This is a genomic window from Sphingobium aromaticiconvertens (genome assembly GCF_037154075.1).
GTDB classification, from domain to species: Bacteria; Pseudomonadota; Alphaproteobacteria; order Sphingomonadales; family Sphingomonadaceae; genus Sphingobium; species Sphingobium aromaticiconvertens.
Window position 1 is genome coordinate 4,054,503 of sequence record NZ_JBANRJ010000001.1, and the last position, 16,814, is coordinate 4,071,316.

Here is a 16,814-nt window from a genome sequence, read left to right on the forward strand (position 1 = left end):
TATCATACCATATAGCTGATTGTTAAGATTGCTATTTGATGTCTTATCCATCATGAGAGGGCTATGATCACGTCACAGCAGATGCGCGCCGCGCGCGCCCTTCTCGGCATCGACCAGCGCCAGCTTGCCGAGCTGGCGAAACTGTCGCTGCCGACCATCCAGCGCATGGAAGCATCGGACGGCCAGGTACGAGGCGTAGTGGATACGCTGGTCAAGGTGATCTCAGCGCTCGAGAGCGCGGGTATCGAACTGATCGGGGAAAATGCACCGAGCATCGGCATCGGCCGCGGGGTGCGGTTGAGGGAGTCGCTGAACAAACGCGCGTCCACACGCGTGCCATCGATGCTGTTCGACCAGATCGAAGCGCCGGTGGGCAATGGCCACGTTGCATGACACACCAAGGACAGCCGGCGGGCCGCTGCTGACACCTGTATCGAGCGATCAATACCAACCTGTTCGTCTGGGATGGATGTGACGGGCCTTACGGCTGTCCGAGCCGGGGCAGTGTGACAGCTCGCCCGTCAAACTGGCGCACGACCTGCCCGAACCGTCAGATCATGGGTTCGGATCCGAGCTCCGCCCAAGCCTGCAAGCCCCATGAGGGCGTATCTGCAACCGTGCGATCCGCACAGAATTGTTTTCCGAAGCGCGGCACATCGCGGCGCCCATCGTGAATGTGAAGAGCGCGCCGTCACACGGCCCAACCGACCCTCGCGGGAGAATGCCACGATGACCGATACGAACGACGACTATGTGTATGACGAAGCAACAGGGGAATGGATCAGCGCTGCGGAAGCGGCCACCAAGAACGCAGCAGAGGAAACGGTTGAGGTGCGGGATTCGGTCGGCAATCTCCTGGCCGATGGCGACAGCGTGACCTTGATAAAGGATCTCACGGTCAAGGGCGCCAACCAGACTTTGCGGCGCGGCACGGTGATCAAATCGATCCGGTTGACCTGCGATGCCCAGGAGATCGACTGCCGCTACGAAGGGATTAAGGGCCTGGTGCTCCGCGCGGAGTTCGTCAGGAAGCGCTGAGCGCATCAAGACGAAAGAAAGGACCCTATTTCAATACGCGAAGAGGAAGACTGTTGGAAACCATCACGATCGTCCTGCTCCTCCTGCTCGCCGTCATCCTGAGCGGCATTCTTTCCCGTATGGTGCCCCTGCCGCTCCCGCGCCCACTGTTCCAGATAGCGCTCGGGGCGCTGATCGGGCTCGGCGCCGATTGGCGGGTCGCGCTGGATCCGGAGATATTCTTCCTCCTCTTCCTGCCGCCTTTGCTCTTCCTCGATGGTTGGCGGATCCCGCGCGAGGAACTGTTCAAGGACGGCAAGACCGTCGTCGAACTGGCCCTCGGCCTGGTGATAGTCACGGTGATGGGCATGGGCCTCTTCATCCACTGGATGATCCCGACCGTGCCGCTCGCCGTGGCCTTCGCCCTGGCAGCAGTCCTCTCGCCGACCGATCCCATCGCCGTATCCGCCATCGCCCAGCGCGCGCCGATTCCCAAGCGGATGATGCATATATTGGAAGGCGAATCGCTGCTGAACGATGCCTCGGGTCTCGTTTGCCTGCGTTTTGCGATTGCGGCAGCGCTGACCGGCGCCTTCTCGGTCCATGAGGCGGCGCTGAGCTTCCTCTGGGTGGCCCTTGGCGGCATCGCCGTCGGCGCCGGCCTTACCTGGTCCGTGTCGCGCATGAAAAGCTGGGTCTCTCGCCACTATGGCGAAGAAGGCGGCGCCCAGATCCTGATCAGCCTGCTCATCCCCTTCGGCTCCTATCTGGTCGCCGAGCATCTGCACTGCTCGGGCATCCTCGCCGCCGTCGCGGCTGGCCTCACCATGGGTTTCGTCGAAACGAGCGGAGAGCTTCTGGCGACCACCCGGATCCGGCGGAGCACGGTGTGGGACGTCATTCAATTCACGGCGAACGGGGTCATCTTCGTCCTGCTCGGCGAGCAGTTGCCCGCCATCCTCGCCGTCGCTGCAGAAACCGTTCGCATGACCGGGCATCAAGAGCCGTGGTGGCTGGCGATCTATGTCATCGCCATCAACCTTGGGCTCGCGGCCTTGCGCTTCCTGTGGGTCTGGCTCTCCTTCCGCCTGACCCTCTTTCGTCGGGGTGATTGGCGCTCGACGCCCAATTGGCGGATCGTTGCCGCGATGTCGTTCGCCGGTGTGCGCGGCGCCATCACCCTGGCGGGTGTCCTGACCCTTCCGCTTGCGCTGAACGATGGTTCGCCGTTTCCGGCAAGGGATCTCGCGATCTTCCTTGCGATGGGCGTCATCATCGTTTCGTTGATCGCTGCCAGTTTCGCCCTGCCCTGGCTGCTCACCGGACTGGAGATGCCGGCGGAACATGATCATCAGGCAGAGGAAGACGCCGCCCGGATCAAGGCGGCCGAGGCAGCGATCGCCGAGATCGAGAAAGTCCAGCACGGCCTTGCGGTAGGAAAGAGCGATGCGGATATCTATGTCGCCGCCGCCGCCCGTATCATGGATATTTACCGGCATAGAATCGAGAGCCAGACCAGAAATGCTGAAGGCAACGCTCTGGGGCGGCAATCCGAAGCGATTGAAAGGAACCTCCGCCTGGCTGCGCTCAAGGCCGAGCGAACCCAGATCTTCCGAATGGTTCGCAAGCGCGAACTGGGCAGCGAACCTGCGCGCAGGCTCATCCGGGAGATCGACCTCATGGAAGCGCGCTATGCCGTCGCGAGCCAGGCAGGCGCGTAAATCATGTGGAATGGAACAATGAGAAAGATCGGCAAGCTGTGTCGCCTGAAAGGCCAACTCATCCGCTGCGGCCGCGGAATGTGTCTGCGACACGAGGCCGATGGAGCTTTATGGCCGCTCAATATGGAGGACAATGTTCCCGAATTGCTGGGTCGGCCTGTCTGCGTGGAGGGTATCCTGTCGGCGACCGAAACCCTGGACGTCTACTGGATTGGGGAATTGGCGGGGTCTGACCCCACCTGACGGCCCACAATTCAGGCGGTTTAGAAACTCGCGATGAAGCCGCGCGGGAGAACGACATTCAAGGCGCAGAAGGCCGTGTCAGCTTGCTCCGGCCAGCTTCCCAGCACCAAAGGCGTTCACGGCGTGCAGGATGTTGAAGGCGAGGACCGATAGCGCCGCTTCCGCCTTCACCTTCCTTAGCCCTCGGGTCAGGAACCTGCCGCCGCCGGACATTCCTTTGATCGTCCCGAACGGATGCTCGACGGTGTATCGTCTGATCCTCATCAGACCCGAATCGGCATTAATTCGCCTTTCCAGCTGATCGAGGGCTCCTTGGTCGATCAGCCGATGGATGGTCTGCTGGGCGCCGGGCGTGCATTGCGCTTCAGCCGACAGTCCTTGCAGGCGGACGTTCGATAGCGGATCGCACGGTTGCGCGCATGCGCGCCCGAGGGGCGCAGGTCTTGGCCGGCCGGACAGGGATCGTGTCACTCTCCTCGTTGTGGTGAAACTGCGTCGGTCGAAAGTGCTCGCTGTCATCGCCCCTCGCTTGACGGGCGCGGACACCATGGCTGGAAGCTCAATTTGTGGAGATGCTTGTCCAGATAACGGCTGATGACGTCATCGGTGATGTTGCCGGATGTGGTGGAGAAGTATCCGCGCTGCCAGAAGCGTTGGCCCCAATAGCGCTTGCGGATGTTCTCGAACTCCTGCTGTATCTTGCGTGAGGATCGCCCCTTGCCGCGGCGCACGAAGTTGCTGACCGAAACGTGGGGCGGGATTTCGACAAACATATGGACATGATCACGCGACACGACACCGTTGACGATCGTCACGCCCTTCTCGTCGCAGACCTGCCGGATGATCTCACGAACCCGCAGCCGGACTTCGCCATGCAGCACCTTGAACCGATATTTCGGTGCCCAGACGTGATGGTAGCGATGGTGAAATGTGACAACCGGTCGAATAGCCCATAGCTGGTATCCTCGGGAAAGTGAGACTTCACGCCCTCCAGGCGGTCTCACTTTCCGAGGATGCCAGCAAACCAGGCGACGATCGCAAGCGCGCCAAGCCTCAGAGCAGATCCAGCTGCTGGATAACAGCGGGGAGCCGCGTCGGCGCTTCGATCCTCAGTTGCTTGTTGACGTTCATACGCCCGAAAACGACCGTGATGGCAGATACAGGCACGCCGAATTCGCCAGCGAGAAACCGCACCATATGGTCTGTTGCCCGTCCAAGCTTCGGCGCTGCCGTGACACTGACCTTCAACTGATGGCCTTTGATCTTGCCGATGACGTCGCCACGCGCGCTGGGTTTGCCCAGGATGTTGAGGACGAGCGTCGTGTCTTCCCACCAGTAAAAGCCGTTGGCCGGTCTTTCTGCGGGCGGCTGGGGCGCTGGTTTTTTCATGGCTCACACATTGAGCGTGACATGGTCTGAAACCTCTCAACGCCGCGGGTTGATGCTACAAAGCAGTATACACATGTTTGATGCATGAGAGAAAAGGTATAAATTATCTCCGGCGCCGCCTTTCGGCCGAAGTACGTATGTCGAATGAGGGTGCTTTTCAGACGCTTAGGGTGCCCGCCAGCACCGCCATCGTCACCAAGTCGGCAGCGGTGGACGTCATCGCCGCGACTTGAACCGGCTTTTCCATGCCCACCAGGAAGGGACCAAGAACGGCGACGCCGCCAAGTTCCCGAACAAGATTGGCCGAAATATTGGCAGACTGTAACCCGGGCATGATCAGGACGTTCGCCGGCCCGGTCAGGCGGCTGAACGGATAATGGCGTTTGAGCGCACTGTTGAGCGCCACGTCCGGCGACATCTCGCCCTCATATTCAAAGTCGACCTTGCGAGTATCGAGCAAGGCAACGGCATCACGCGAGGGCTTGAGCCACTCGCCTGGCGGATTGCCGAAATTTGAATAGGAAAGGAAAGCAACCCTCGGCGCGTGGCCCATGCGACGGGCAATGGAGGCCATCTGCTCGGCGATATCGGCGAGGTCCGAGGGCGCTGGCCGCTCGTTCACGGTCGTATCGGCCACAAACACCGTGCTGCTGCGCCCGACGATGATGTGGAAGCCGAAGGGAAGGCGACCCTTTTGCGAATCGAGCACCAGTTTGACCTGCTCGAGCGTCTGACCGAACGGACGTGTCACCCCGGTGATCATGGCTTCCCCGTGTCCCATGTCGAGGAGCAGGGCACCGAACACGTTCCGATCCTGGTTCACCATCCGCAAACAATCGCGGTAGAGATACCCCTGCCGTTGCAAGCGCTCGTAGAGCCGGTCGGCCATATCCGGGATGAGGGGGGATATCCGCGCATTGTGGATTTCAAACCCTTCGGCCTCGGCACCTAGCGCTTTCAAACCTTCAGTGACGCGCTCGGTGTGACCGACCAGAATTGGGCTGCCATAGCCTTCTTCCCGATAGGCGATCGCGGCGCGCAAAACGGTTTCCTGTTCGGCCTCGGCGAAAATCATTCGTTTTGGCCGCGCGCGCGCACCGTCGTAGGCCGACGCAAGCACCGCTGTGGTAGGATTGAGCCGCGCCCTGAGCGCGCTGCGATAGGCTGCCTCATCGGCGATGGGCAACCGCGCCACGCCGGTCGTCATGGCAGCGCGGGCCACGGCCATCGGCACGGTTTCGATCAGACGCGGATCGAAGGGGGCCGGAATGATGTAATCCGGGCCGAAGCGGCTCGCCTTTCCACCGTAAGCGGCCGCGACTTCCTCCGGAACGCGCTGCCGGGCCAGTTCGGCGATCGCGTGGGCTGCGGCGACCTTCATTTCCTCATTGACGGTCGTTGCCCTGACGTCGAGCGCACCGCGGAAGATGTAGGGGAAGCCAAGGACATTGTTGATCTGATTGGCGTAGTCGGACCTGCCGGTCGCGACGATCGCATCGGGCCGGATCGCTTTGACGACCTCCGGCTGGATCTCGGGATTGGGATTCGCCAGCGCGAAGATAATCGGCTTGGGCGCCATCGAGTCTACCATCTCGGCTGAAACAGCGCCTTCGACAGACAATCCCAGAAAGACATCGGCACCACGCATTGCGTCAGCGAGCGTTCGCGCCTCGGTATCCACCGCATGGGCCGACTTCCACTGGTTGATGCCCTCGGTCCGGCCTTGATAGATTACGCCCTTGGAGTCGCACAGGATGACCTGGTTGCCCGGAATGCCGATCGACTTTGCAAGAGCGGTACAGGCGATCGCCGCCGCGCCCGCGCCGTTCACGACCATCCTGACATCTTTCATCTCTCGGCCGGTGAGGTACAGCGCGTTGATCAAGCCTGCGGCCATGATCACGGCGGTGCCATGCTGGTCGTCATGGAAGACCGGGATGTTCATCCGATCGCGCAGCGCCTGTTCGATGATGAAGCACTCGGGCGCCTTGATATCTTCCAGATTGATGCCACCGAAGGAGGGCTCCATCAAGGCAACGGCGGCGATGAATGCCTCCGGGTCTTCAGTGTCCAACTCCAAATCGATCGAATCGACGTCGGCGAAGCGTTTGAACAGGACCGCCTTGCCTTCCATCACCGGCTTTGACGCCAGCGCCCCAAGATTGCCCAGCCCCAGGATCGCTGTGCCATTGGTGATCACCGCGACCAGATTGCCTTTGATCGTATAGTCGTAGGCGCGCGCTGGATCGGCGGCGATGGCGTGAACCGGGACGGCCACACCCGGCGAATAGGCGAGCGACAGGTCACGCTGCGTGGCCATCGGCTTGGACGCGAGGATCTCGATCTTGCCTGGCCGGCCTTCGGAATGAAACAGCAAGGCTTCCCGGTCCGAAGACCGAAGTTCGTCTGGCACGGGCATTGGAATATCCGATTCATCAATTACTTGCGGCGCGGGGTGCCACGAGGAAGGGGCTGGGCGATCTGCAGTCGCGCATTAATGATGTCTTATACATCAAAATGCATCTTTAACGGTGGATAACGATGCGCTATATATGATCCTTTAGAAAAGGTGCCGCAAGGTTTTTCCGCCAAGATGGTTTCGAGAGGTCGCACGATGGAAGGCACATGCCGAAGGGGAGCGCTGGTGTCATTCCCCTGCGGCACAGTCGCTCGCAGCCGGTCAAAGCTGCCGTGATCGCGTACCAGTGGTGGCACGGCATGGGTGGGTTCGCGAGCCGCGACACGACAGCGAAGAACGCGGATCAACCCTGATGGCGTCGGTACTGCAAATACGTCGCCTCGGTTCTGCCGAGGTCAAAGCCGCTGTTGCATTGTGGTGGGTGACCGACCTGCTCAAGCCTTGGAACGATCCAAAAGCCGATGCCGAACGGGCCCTCGCGACGCCGACCTCGACTATTTTGGCGGGCTTCTTGAGCGACCAGCTCGTCGCTACGGGAGTGGTCGGTTCCGACGGCCACAGGGGGTGGGTTTACTATCTCGCCGTGTCTCCTGGCCGCCAACGCTGTGGCTTTGGTCGGCAGATGAATGGCTGCCTGCGAGGCATGGATCGAGGACCTGGGCATCGCGAAGATCCAGCTCACGGTCCGCTCCGAGGACCATGACATTGCGAAGTTCTACCGGCGGATCGGCTACGACGTGGGCGAACAAATTTTCTTCTCGAAACGCCTTGGCCAGGACGATCCGGAAGAATGAAGCCCCGCACACGATCACGACCGGCAACCTAGCCGAGCACAACACAATGAGCAGGAATCAGACTATGGGTATCGCCTACATCATCGACACAGTCCGCACACCACGCGGGATCGGCAAGCCCGGCAAAGGCGCCCTGGCGCACCTTCATCCGCAGCATCTCGGCGCGACCGTCTTGAAGGCTCTGGCGGAACGCAACGATCTCGCGACATCCGAAGTCGACGACGTCATCTTTTCGACAAGTACCCAGAAGGGCAAGCAGGGAAGCGACATCGGCCGCATGTCCGCATTGCTGGCAAATTATGACCCCAGGTCGAGTGGCATGACCCTCGACCGGTTCTGCGGCGGCGGGATCACCAGCGTCAATCTGGCTGCGGGCCAGATCATGTCGAGCCTGGCCGACTGCGTGGTCGCGGGCGGCGTCGAGATGATGTCATACCATGCCCAACTCGCCGCCGAGGACGCCGCGAACGGCGTGAAGGCGCTGGGTGTCGGGACAGGAAATCCGGCGCTGCAGGCAATCCATCCCCAATCTCACCAAGGGGTGTGCGCCGACGCCATTGCAGCGATGGAGGGCATCTCGCGAGAGACCGTCGATGCGCTTGGGCTCGAAAGCCAGCGCCGCGCCGATATCGCCATCCGGGAAGGTCGCTTCGCTCGAAGCCTTGTCCCCGTGTTGAACGAGGACGGCAGCATCGCGCTTGACCGCGACGAGTTTCCACGGCCTGAAACGACTGCCGCCATTCTGGCAAATCTGAAACCGAGTTTCGACGGCATTGCCGACCATGCCCCGTATGAGGACGGTGTCACCTTCCGGCAGATGATCAACCAGAAATATCCTGGCCTAAAGTGGCAGGGCATTCACCATGCCGGCAACAGCTCCGGTGTCGTCGATGGCGCCTCGGCCATTCTCCTGGCCTCCCCCGACTATGCCGCTCGCAACGGCTGGAAACCCCGCGCCCGGGTGGTGATGGCCGCTAATATGGGGGACTGCCCCACTCTCATGCTGAACGCTCCGGTCCCGGCCGCCAGGCGCGTTCTCGAAAAGGCTCGGCTGCGGATCGAGGACATCGATCTTTGGGAGATCAATGAAGCCTTCGCCGTGGTCGCTGAAAAATTCATGCGCGATCTCGGGCTGGATCGCGACAAGGTGAACGTGAACGGCGGCGCCTGCGCGCTCGGTCATCCGATCGGAGCGACAGGCCCCATGCTGATTGGCACGCTTCTCGACGAGCTCGAGCGACGGGATCTCAAGCGCGGTCTGGTCACAATGTGCGCCGCGGGGGGAATGGCGCCAGCAATCATCATCGAGCGGATCTGACACCAGACCGCGACGACCTCTGAGCCATGGAAGTCTAAATGATTATATTCGTCATTATCGTGATCAGTGTGATCCTTATGGCCATTTTCATGGCGACCACCATCATGGGGGGCCGCTTCCATGACGAGCAAAAGGCAATACGGGAGCGGGCTGAAGAAGCGGAGCGTCTGAAGATGTCCAACGACCTGGACAAGAAACCATGATGTTGGCCGCGCTGGCCGCTCCATCGAAGGGCGCTATCGCGCCTGAGCGTGGGCGTGGGCGTGCCAGATGAGTCATCCGCGCCTTGTCAGTATTCCAACCGCTGATCATCATGATGCGCTCGGCTTTGCGTTGAGCCTCGAAATGGTTCGGGCGGCACTTTGCATGAAGACGGGTGAGCGATTGCGGCTCCACCTGTCCGACGAAGTGCTGATCTGGGGTCCGCGCGATGCACTGACCTATAGCCGCCGCGAGCGCAGCGGCCAGGTTGTTTCCATCGCACTCGACGGCGGATGCGCCCGCAGGGCGTTCGCGCAGCTTGTCCAAGATGGAGGAGAACAGCATTGAGCAGCGGTGAGGACGATAGTCCCGGCTCGGCCGATGGCCCGAAGGCGGACGCGCACGGAGGCTTGTCATCGCCTGGTCCCGCTGCGCCGCATCCGCCGGCCGGGGCCCGCCGATTGGCGACGCTGCCCCTTGTCAGCAGTGGCATCGGGTCTGCGGCAATCGTAGCGGCTCTGCTTTACGCCGGCCTTCGGAAAAAGGGACCGCCGGGCTCGAAATAGCCGAGCCCTGTCGCCGATCGGCACGCGGCGGTCGGCACATTCTTATTGAAACGGATGACTATGAACACGGCACAGCTTTTTGCAGACGACGATGAGTTTCTCGAATGGACCAAGGATCATCCGGAAGCCTATGTCATCAATTTCCGGGCCAATCGCAGCGCCGACTATATCGTGTTGCACCGCGCGAGCTGCCGCACGATCGCCGTCAGTACCCAGGCATCCGGGTCGCTCACGGCGGGCGCCTACCGTAAGGCTGGTAGCCCCGACCCGAAGGTCTTCGATTCCTGGATCCCGAAGAACATCGCTGGTGGTCAGTGCGTTTCAGATGAGTGCATTATCTGTAAGCCGCGAAAATAGCGCCTGCGCCCTCGCGCTGCCGCCCCGTGTCGCCGGCGATATGGGGACAGCATTGAGCTAATGCTTCCTGGCGATTTTCAGTTGTCGAAATATACGTTTCCCCACCGCCGGAAGAAATCGGGCGCAGCTTTGTCTGAACAGAGGGATCACCTCCTCCATCTGCGTTTTCGTCAGGATAAGACCTGAGCCTTTTCGGGCTATCACCGTCTGGTTGGCACTTCCGATCGAAGGCACCAAAATCAACTTTCCCGAAAAGATGTCTTTGACAAGCGCGGCATGACGAAAATGCCCGGGATCGTCACCCCATAGATTGACGACCAACAGGCCATCGGGTGCCAACCGCTCAAAGCAGTGCCGATAAAATTCAGGACTACATAACTGAGGCGGCTGCCCGCGCGCGTCAAAGCCATCGACCAGCAGCACGTCGGGCCGGCTCGGCGACGCGTGGACATGGGTCGCCCCATCGCCACACAGGATGCGGAAGCGCTCGCTTTCGGCCGGAATGGAGAAGTGGTCGCGCAACGCGATCACGTCTGCGTCCAGTTCCACCACCGTGATATCCGCGCCGGGCAGAACGTGGTGGCAAAACTTGGCAAGGGATCCACCACCGAGCCCGATCATTTCGATGACACACGGTGCCGGATTGAAGAAGAGAAATCCCATCATCGCCTTGGTGTAATCGATCGATAGCTTCAACGGGTTGGCAACGCTCATCCCGCTCTGCACGCGTCCCCAATCGAAATGCAGCGAGCGGTAGTCGCCGATCTCCGACACAAAGGGCTTGCCCGAAGACGGGTCACCGATCGTAGCGCGACCTGGCCAGGCTCCCAGCCGCTGCAGTGTCTGAATATGCGAGGCCAGATTGACGTCTGCAATCCAATCCGACGCGTCATGGCGCAGGGCAGACCAGCCACTGAACAGCTTGCCTGCGACACCCGGAGTCTCAGCGTCCGACAAGACCGAGCCCCTCTACAACCAGCGGACCGCTGGACCGGCGGATGGACGTGGCCATGTGACGCAACCCGGCTGGCGCTTTTTCGGCGATCGTCGCGTGACAGCGGCCTTGCTGCCCAATGCGGGAGCACATCGTCTCATTGAGAGTAAGGCGCCTTCGGACGATGACGCTCACGCCGAGGTCGACTCGTGCCCGAGGCGGTACGACGCGCCATGGCCACTCTGGAGGTAGTCCGCCGATGCCATTTCGTTGAGCCGCGAGATGGTGCGCTCGAACTCGAATGCGTCATCCGTGTCGGCATAAAGATGCTTGGGTTCTGCGTCAGCCGCAGCCAGAAGCTTGACGCCGTGTTCATAAAGGGTGTCGATCAGGATCTTGAACCGGGCGGCTTCCGACCGCCGATCGGCTCCCAATACCGGTATCCCGACCAGGATGAGGGTATGATAGCGGCGGGCAAGCGCGAGATAGTCCGGCACGCCCCGCGCTTCGCCGCACAGACGGCGAAACGAGAACACCGCCACACCTTTCAACGATTTTGGCACGAACATCGTGCGTCCGCCCTGCACAGCCAGATCTTCGGCAGGGACATGTTCTCGGTCTTCCACCGGAAAGTCGGTCAATCGGAAGAAGGCGCGGCTCAGCGCTTCAGTCGAGGGCGAACCATTGGGCGCATACCATGTCTGGAAACCACCCAGTCGCTGCAGGCGATAGTCGGTCGGACCGTCCAGCGTCAGGACGTCGAGCCGGTCCTTGAGCATTGCGATGAAGGGGAGAAAGTGCTCACGGTTGAGGCCATTTTTGTAGAGGTCGTCCGGCGCGCGATTGGACGTCGCGACGACAGTGACGTCGCGGGACATCAAACGCATGAACAACCGTGACAAGATCATTGCATCGGCGGAGTTGGTGACGATCATCTCGTCGAACGCGAGTAGCCTGGCCTCTTGCGCGATTGCGTCTGCCACCGGGATTATGGGATCAGCCACCTCACGCGAGCGTTCAACGCGCAGGCGATCGTGGACGTCCTGCATGAACGCGTGAAAATGGACGCGACGCTTTTCCCGGATCGGGATGACGTCGTAAACCATGTCCATCATCATGGACTTGCCGCGTCCGACCCCGCCCCACAGATACACGCCGCGAACCACCACCGGCTTGCGCTTGACGAACCGCGACAAGAGCGACGGCCGACCTGCTTCATGGTCGAATGCCGATACGAGTTCACCGAGTCTCTCGGCAACACGCCGCTGGGCCGCATCAGGGCTCAGCTCGCCCCTCGCGATTGCGGCATCGTACCGAACAATCATTGCATTATCGACCAACTTTCAATGCTCCATAAATCTTCAAAGCCTGCGCCGTCGCTCGGTGCGGCGGCGCCTCCGCATCGAGACGCTGACATTATATGTGGACGATCGATCCCCTCGCGACGCGGCGGAACCCGGTTCGTTCGCGAAACTCCTGCGCAGCGGTTCTGCGCCACATCCGTGCGCCGCCATTGAGGCACGCCTGATATCCAAGGCTCGCGCGCTCGACGCCTGCGGCGGCAATTGCGGCCCGCCATGCGCGGTCATCGGTGACCGGGCCTTCCAGCGAGAAGGTAGCTTGAGCGGCATCAAAAACGATAAGGAGGAACGGGGTTTCGGGCGGCTCGATCATCGGCGGCTCACATAGTGGCAGGACGACACACCGGGGAGGGGCCGCGCCCGCGCTTTGCGACAGGCTTGTCGATCAAGGTCGACTTGGGTCGCAATCCTACGGCCGACCGCAGACAAGAACCCATCGTGATGCGGTGCAAGAGCCGCCAGGGCCGTTTTCGGCGACAGATCGAGGCTGCCATCCTTGCGAGCAATCGCGGCGCGGTTGCCGCCGCCTTCGGTCTCCACCACGATGGCGTTACCGAAGAAAACTCGACGGATGCGATCGGAATAGACCTCATGGTCGCCCCAAAGGTTGGCGATCAATATGCCCGCGGGCGCCATCCGGTCGTAGCAGGCGCGGTAAAAGTCCTGCGAGCATAATTGGGGCGGCTGGCCGTCTCTGTCGAACCCATCGATGAGAATAACCTCTGGGCTTCCCGCCGCCCGCGCCACGAAGTCGGCGCCGTCAGCACAATCGACACGAAAGCGCGGTCCATCAGGAGGTATGAGAAACGCATCCCGAAGGGCGATAACATCGGCATCGATCTCGGCGACGGCGATGTGGGCGCTCGGTATTTTGTGGTAGCAATATTTGGCCAGTGAGCCGCCGCCGAGACCGATCATTTCGATCGATCGAGGCGCGGGGTTGAAGATGAGGAAGCCCATCATCATTCGCGTGTAATCGAACTGCAGCTCGAGCGGATCGTTCAGGCTCATGCCGCTCTGAATGCTCGACCAGTCGAAATGCAAGGATCGAACATCGCCGGTCTGACAGACATAGGGGCTCCCGGGCCTGGTCGGTAGAGAAGTAACGGGGCGGGGCCAAAACCCCAGTCTCTGCAGCATGCTGATGCTGTCAGGATCGAGCCCAAAGTCGCCCGCAAGCGCCTCAGCGTCGCGATGCGCCCATACCAACTCATCCATCATCGCGCGCTGCGGCTCGGTCATAGAAGCTGCAGGGCAATCGTCGTGGCCTCGCCGCCGCCGGTGCACAGGTTTGCGCCGCGCTTGCGATCACCACGGCGCTCGAGCGCTGCTTTCACGGCGACGACTCCGAGCTGCGTCGATGTCGCCCCGGATAGAGCACCCTGAAACGGGCCCATGGGGGTACGAGCATAGCTGGCGATAACGACGGGATCGGTCATTGGTTGTCCTTGTTTGCGCCAAACTGACACCCTTGCGGCTATCGGCATGGTGCCGTCCGCGATGCGCTTACGCTTGTGCGGAGTTTCAAAATGTCGCTTGCCGAAGACCGAGGCAGGGCTCGGCGGCAACGATGAATGCCGGTGTCTTTCTGAGCCGCCGCCTTCCGTACCTCTTGCATGATGTTTAGTATATCAATATACAGAGTTATAGCATGGAAACGATGTATGGGATAGCAGGTGTCTATCACAGAATTTTGCCGGCTTTGGTTTGGGAATGGAGCGATCCCTGCGAACGGGGGAGCAAGCTACGTTAGGTGCTTGCCGTTGTGGCCATGCCTGAGGCCAGCCGCGACGGCGGGAGATATGCGGCACGAGCTGTTCGATGTGTCCCGCCGGCCCGCTCGCGGCTTGAACGGTGGCTGCAGCTGCTTCGCGCATTGGCCGATTCAGGTTTTCGGACTGGCAGGTTTCCGGCGCGCGCTCTGCGATAGCCGCCGCTCATGACGCAGCATCCGATCGCTCGCTTTGCGCGCGCGACACGCGATGTGCAGCGGAAAGCCAGAATGTTTCTACACACCCTGAATAGCATTGCCCCCGAAAATTCCGGCTCCTTCTACCCCTTTCCGCCACCGGGTCGGGATGAACCCATCACTTGGCAGATGCGCTTTGCCAGCGCTTCAAACGGAACGGAATGAAGCTGTGCCAGTCGGCGGGCGGTTGTTCGAAGCCTGTCTGGCGCCGCCGGAAATTGTGCGGCCTTGCGGGCAAAGACCGCTCTGTTCGCGCGGCATTCGGTCGGCACCGCGAGGACATTTTTCCCGAAGCTTCGACGGACAAGAGCAATGGGCCAGTGATAACGGGCCTCCTGATCCTCGCAGAGATTGACCACGAGCAGCCCGCCAGGCTTCAGTCGATTGTAGCAGTCGTCATAGAAGCGTGCCGAGCAGAGTTGGGGCGGCTGTCCGTCCCCGTCGAAGCCATCGACAAGGATGACGTCAGGCCGTGATGGATCGCTGCGGACATGATCTGCCCCATCGGCACACACTACCCTGAACCGATCATCGTCATCGGGAATCTCGAAGCTAGCCCTCAGCCCGATGACATCGGGATCGATTTCGATGGCGGTAATCCGGCTCTCCGGCAGTCGAGAATAGCAATATTTCGCCAGGGAACCACCGCCGAGCCCGATCATCTCGATCTCGGTGGGCGCCTCGTTGAAGAGGAGAAATCCCATCATCATTTGGGTATAGTCGAAGATCAGCCTTGAGGGATCGCTGATCCGCATCCCGCTCTGGACGATGGTCCAGTTGAACAACAGGGTGCGCATATCTCCCAGGTCAAAGATCAGCGGCCCATTCGATCCGATCGGCGCTGCCAAAGCGATGTTTATTTCGGAGGGGGGTTGTTCATAGCCTTCGTCATCGAACGCCGCATAGAGATCGTCCTCATGTCCACCCCCACCGCAGTCGAAGTCCGCGATGGCGTCGAGGACGCGCACGACGTCGTCGTTGTAGACGTCCGTCCGATCGAGGTCGAAATCCTGATCGGAACGGTCAGGCACGCCCTTTCTCCGCCAGCCGGCTCGCCAACACGCGACGGTTGTGCAAATGAGATAGCATCGGCCTTCGTAAGAACGACCACTGGCGTGCAACCACGGTCAGGGATGCAATCGGAGCAGCATTTCTCATTGTCACGGCCGGATAGCTCAACTCGAAACACGCTCGATGATCAGCGCTATCCCCTGCCCGCCACCGATGCACATCGTGATCAGCGCATAGCGGCCTGCCATGCGCTGCAACTCGTACATCGCCTTGATCGTGATGATCGCGCCCGTCGCGCCGATCGGATGGCCGAGGCCGATTCCGCTGCCGTTGGGATTGACCTTGTCAGGCGGGAAGTCGAGGAGCTTGGCCACCGCGCAGGCCTGGGCCGCAAAGGCCTCGTTGGCTTCGATCACATCGATGTCGTCAAGCGTGAGCCCTGCCCGCCGCAACGCGATCGGCACCGCCTCCACCGGCCCGAGCCCCATGACATCAGGCGCGACACCGGCATGACCCCAGCCGACGATACGCGCCATCGGCACAAGGCCGCGACGCCTGGCTTCGTCTCCGGATGCCAGGACGAGCGCCGCGCCACCGTCGTTCAATCCGCTGGCGTTACCTGCCGTTACGGTGCCCTTCTCCTTGCGGAAGACGGGCGCCAACGCGGCCAGACCAGCCGCATCCACGTCGGAGCGCAAATGCTCATCGCGGTCGAACGACTTGACGGTCCCGCGCGATTTGATCTGCACGGGCACGATCTGGCTGTCGAACCGCCCCTCGCTTTGCGCCTGCGCCGCACGCCGATGGCTCTCGACCGCGAGCGCGTCCTGCATCTCCCGCGTGATATCATGCCGCTCGGCGATGTTCTCCGCCGTGACCCCCATATGCCCGGCGCCGAAAGGATCGGTCAGTGCCGCGGCCATCGCATCGACCATCGCCTCATCGCCCATACGCCGTCCCCAGCGCAGGCCTTTGACGACATGGGGCGACTGGCTCATGCTCTCGACGCCGCCCGCGACCGCGATCTCGCACTCCGAGAGGGCGATCATCTGCGCGGCCGAAATAATGGCCTGGACGCTGGATCCGCACAGACGATTGAGTGTCAGGGCCGGCACGCGATCCGGGATACCCGCCGCCATCGCCGCCACGCGCGAGACATACATATCGGCAGGTTCGCTCTGGATAACCTGGCCAAGCACGACATGCTGGATATCATCAGGCTGGAGCGCTGCGCGCCTGATCGCCTCGGCAATGACGATGCGGCCAAGCTCAGCCGGAGCGACGGTTTTCAGGCTTCCACCGAAATCGCCTATGGCGGTGCGTGCCCCCGAAAGAATGACGACGTCCTGCAAGTTTGTACCTTTCCGAATTTCCATCGCCTCATTTTCGCGCTCAAATGGCGAGGCAAACGACAAATCACATCAAACATGATGTATGAAACATCATATCTGATTATTATCAAGGCATAAGCCATGTGTATATAGGCGTCTTTGATCACTATATTGCCTCGAAGG

General features: G+C 61.0%; 20 protein-coding genes and 1 pseudogene. 10 read left to right on the forward strand and 11 right to left on the reverse strand.

Annotated features, from left to right (window positions below):
• Nucleotides 1-63: 63 nt before the first annotated feature.
• The 4 genes from WFR25_RS19470 to WFR25_RS19485 all read left to right on the forward strand — a co-directional run bounded on the left by WFR25_RS19470 (nucleotide 64) and on the right by WFR25_RS19485 (nucleotide 2,981).
• Entirely contained in the window at nucleotides 64-393 is a 330-nt protein-coding gene (locus tag WFR25_RS19470; protein WP_272799590.1) for a helix-turn-helix domain-containing protein, read from the forward strand.
• 336 nt (nucleotides 394-729) lie between these two features.
• On the forward strand, nucleotides 730-1,038 hold the full coding sequence (locus tag WFR25_RS19475; protein ID WP_272799591.1) for an alkylphosphonate utilization protein: 309 nt from the start codon (nucleotides 730-732) through the stop codon (nucleotides 1,036-1,038).
• A 53-nt stretch (nucleotides 1,039-1,091) separates the two neighbouring features.
• A complete protein-coding gene (locus tag WFR25_RS19480) occupies nucleotides 1,092-2,738 on the forward strand; it encodes a Na+/H+ antiporter (RefSeq protein WP_272799592.1) in 1,647 nt (548 codons plus the stop codon).
• A gap of 18 nt (nucleotides 2,739-2,756) precedes the next feature.
• Nucleotides 2,757-2,981, forward strand: a complete 225-nt coding sequence (locus tag WFR25_RS19485; RefSeq protein ID WP_048576297.1) for a DUF5818 domain-containing protein — start codon at nucleotides 2,757-2,759, stop codon at nucleotides 2,979-2,981.
• 78 nt (nucleotides 2,982-3,059) lie between these two features.
• On the opposite strand, the gene WFR25_RS19490 is transcribed toward WFR25_RS19485, so the two are convergent.
• The 4 genes from WFR25_RS19490 to WFR25_RS19505 form a co-directional block, all read right to left on the reverse strand.
• Nucleotides 3,060-3,452 (reverse strand): transposase, encoded by a 393-nt coding sequence (locus WFR25_RS19490; protein ID WP_272799593.1) that lies wholly within the window; start codon nucleotides 3,450-3,452, stop codon nucleotides 3,060-3,062.
• Nucleotides 3,453-3,496: 44 nt separating this feature from the next.
• Nucleotides 3,497-3,928 (reverse strand): IS200/IS605 family transposase, encoded by a 432-nt coding sequence (tnpA, locus tag WFR25_RS19495; RefSeq protein ID WP_272800172.1) that lies wholly within the window; start codon nucleotides 3,926-3,928, stop codon nucleotides 3,497-3,499.
• 106 nt (nucleotides 3,929-4,034) lie between these two features.
• Nucleotides 4,035-4,370: a DUF167 domain-containing protein gene (locus WFR25_RS19500; protein ID WP_048576294.1), complete on the reverse strand. Its 336-nt coding sequence runs from the start codon at nucleotides 4,368-4,370 to the stop codon at nucleotides 4,035-4,037.
• A 157-nt stretch (nucleotides 4,371-4,527) separates the two neighbouring features.
• Complete coding sequence (locus tag WFR25_RS19505; RefSeq protein ID WP_419723170.1) at nucleotides 4,528-6,783, reverse strand: NADP-dependent malic enzyme; 2,256 nt, start codon at nucleotides 6,781-6,783, stop codon at nucleotides 4,528-4,530.
• Between the two features lie 358 nt (nucleotides 6,784-7,141).
• Between WFR25_RS19505 and WFR25_RS26665 the strand changes: the two genes are divergently transcribed.
• The 6 genes from WFR25_RS26665 to WFR25_RS19530 all read left to right on the forward strand — a co-directional run bounded on the left by WFR25_RS26665 (nucleotide 7,142) and on the right by WFR25_RS19530 (nucleotide 10,025).
• On the forward strand, nucleotides 7,142-7,492 hold the full coding sequence (locus WFR25_RS26665) for a GNAT family N-acetyltransferase (protein WP_419723171.1): 351 nt from the start codon (nucleotides 7,142-7,144) through the stop codon (nucleotides 7,490-7,492).
• The gene (locus WFR25_RS19510; RefSeq protein WP_272799595.1) at nucleotides 7,416-7,583 is read left to right on the forward strand and encodes a GNAT family N-acetyltransferase; all 168 of its coding nucleotides are present in this window, start codon (nucleotides 7,416-7,418) and stop codon (nucleotides 7,581-7,583) included. The genes WFR25_RS26665 and WFR25_RS19510 overlap by 77 nt, the downstream gene beginning before the upstream one ends.
• A 64-nt stretch (nucleotides 7,584-7,647) precedes the next feature.
• Nucleotides 7,648-8,901: an acetyl-CoA C-acetyltransferase gene (locus WFR25_RS19515; protein ID WP_336972984.1), complete on the forward strand. Its 1,254-nt coding sequence runs from the start codon at nucleotides 7,648-7,650 to the stop codon at nucleotides 8,899-8,901.
• A gap of 38 nt (nucleotides 8,902-8,939) precedes the next feature.
• Entirely contained in the window at nucleotides 8,940-9,104 is a 165-nt protein-coding gene (locus tag WFR25_RS19520) for a hypothetical protein (protein WP_158501009.1), read from the forward strand.
• A gap of 67 nt (nucleotides 9,105-9,171) precedes the next feature.
• Nucleotides 9,172-9,450: a hypothetical protein gene (locus WFR25_RS19525; protein WP_048577796.1), complete on the forward strand. Its 279-nt coding sequence runs from the start codon at nucleotides 9,172-9,174 to the stop codon at nucleotides 9,448-9,450.
• 278 nt (nucleotides 9,451-9,728) lie between these two features.
• Complete coding sequence (locus WFR25_RS19530; RefSeq protein ID WP_048577797.1) at nucleotides 9,729-10,025, forward strand: hypothetical protein; 297 nt, start codon at nucleotides 9,729-9,731, stop codon at nucleotides 10,023-10,025.
• 57 nt (nucleotides 10,026-10,082) lie between these two features.
• Here the strand turns inward: WFR25_RS19530 and WFR25_RS19535 are convergent, their stop codons facing one another.
• The 7 genes and pseudogenes from WFR25_RS19535 to bktB form a co-directional block, all read right to left on the reverse strand.
• Complete coding sequence (locus WFR25_RS19535) at nucleotides 10,083-10,982, reverse strand: spermine/spermidine synthase domain-containing protein (RefSeq protein WP_272799597.1); 900 nt, start codon at nucleotides 10,980-10,982, stop codon at nucleotides 10,083-10,085.
• 168 nt (nucleotides 10,983-11,150) lie between these two features.
• Nucleotides 11,151-12,284, reverse strand: coding sequence for a cell division protein ZapE (gene zapE / locus WFR25_RS19540; RefSeq protein WP_048577798.1), 1,134 nt, complete (start codon nucleotides 12,282-12,284; stop codon nucleotides 11,151-11,153).
• A 91-nt stretch (nucleotides 12,285-12,375) separates the two neighbouring features.
• Nucleotides 12,376-12,633 (reverse strand): hypothetical protein, encoded by a 258-nt coding sequence (locus WFR25_RS19545; RefSeq protein ID WP_048577799.1) that lies wholly within the window; start codon nucleotides 12,631-12,633, stop codon nucleotides 12,376-12,378.
• Nucleotides 12,630-13,562: a spermine/spermidine synthase domain-containing protein gene (locus tag WFR25_RS19550; protein WP_336972989.1), complete on the reverse strand. Its 933-nt coding sequence runs from the start codon at nucleotides 13,560-13,562 to the stop codon at nucleotides 12,630-12,632. The genes WFR25_RS19545 and WFR25_RS19550 overlap by 4 nt, the downstream gene beginning before the upstream one ends.
• Before the next feature lie 68 nt (nucleotides 13,563-13,630).
• Nucleotides 13,631-13,759, reverse strand: a pseudogene (locus WFR25_RS19555) (acetyl-CoA C-acetyltransferase); the annotation flags it as partial.
• A 613-nt stretch (nucleotides 13,760-14,372) separates the two neighbouring features.
• Nucleotides 14,373-15,320, reverse strand: a complete 948-nt coding sequence (locus WFR25_RS19560) for a fused MFS/spermidine synthase (protein ID WP_272799599.1) — start codon at nucleotides 15,318-15,320, stop codon at nucleotides 14,373-14,375.
• A gap of 144 nt (nucleotides 15,321-15,464) precedes the next feature.
• Nucleotides 15,465-16,652 (reverse strand): beta-ketothiolase BktB, encoded by a 1,188-nt coding sequence (gene bktB, locus WFR25_RS19565; protein ID WP_082166266.1) that lies wholly within the window; start codon nucleotides 16,650-16,652, stop codon nucleotides 15,465-15,467.
• Nucleotides 16,653-16,814: the final 162 nt, after the last annotated feature.

Bases quoted from the DNA above. Each gene is read 5' to 3' on its own strand.
- WFR25_RS19545 (WP_048577799.1), bottom strand. From the start codon at position 12,633: ATGATCGAGCCGCCCGAAACCCCGTTCCTCCTTATCGTTTTTGATGCC.
- WFR25_RS19500 (WP_048576294.1), bottom strand. From the start codon at position 4,370: ATGAAAAAACCAGCGCCCCAGCCGCCCGCAGAAAGACCGGCCAACGGC.
- WFR25_RS19550 (WP_336972989.1), bottom strand. From the start codon at position 13,562: ATGACCGAGCCGCAGCGCGCGATGATGGATGAGTTGGTATGGGCGCAT.
- WFR25_RS26665 (WP_419723171.1), top strand. From the start codon at position 7,142: ATGGCGTCGGTACTGCAAATACGTCGCCTCGGTTCTGCCGAGGTCAAA.
- WFR25_RS19520 (WP_158501009.1), top strand. From the start codon at position 8,940: ATGATTATATTCGTCATTATCGTGATCAGTGTGATCCTTATGGCCATT.
- WFR25_RS19475 (WP_272799591.1), top strand. From the start codon at position 730: ATGACCGATACGAACGACGACTATGTGTATGACGAAGCAACAGGGGAA.
- WFR25_RS19515 (WP_336972984.1), top strand. From the start codon at position 7,648: ATGGGTATCGCCTACATCATCGACACAGTCCGCACACCACGCGGGATC.
- WFR25_RS19525 (WP_048577796.1), top strand. From the start codon at position 9,172: ATGAGTCATCCGCGCCTTGTCAGTATTCCAACCGCTGATCATCATGAT.
- zapE (WP_048577798.1), bottom strand. From the start codon at position 12,284: ATGATTGTTCGGTACGATGCCGCAATCGCGAGGGGCGAGCTGAGCCCT.
- WFR25_RS19530 (WP_048577797.1), top strand. From the start codon at position 9,729: ATGAACACGGCACAGCTTTTTGCAGACGACGATGAGTTTCTCGAATGG.
- WFR25_RS19470 (WP_272799590.1), top strand. From the start codon at position 64: ATGATCACGTCACAGCAGATGCGCGCCGCGCGCGCCCTTCTCGGCATC.
- WFR25_RS19510 (WP_272799595.1), top strand. From the start codon at position 7,416: ATGGCTGCCTGCGAGGCATGGATCGAGGACCTGGGCATCGCGAAGATC.
- WFR25_RS19485 (WP_048576297.1), top strand. From the start codon at position 2,757: ATGAGAAAGATCGGCAAGCTGTGTCGCCTGAAAGGCCAACTCATCCGC.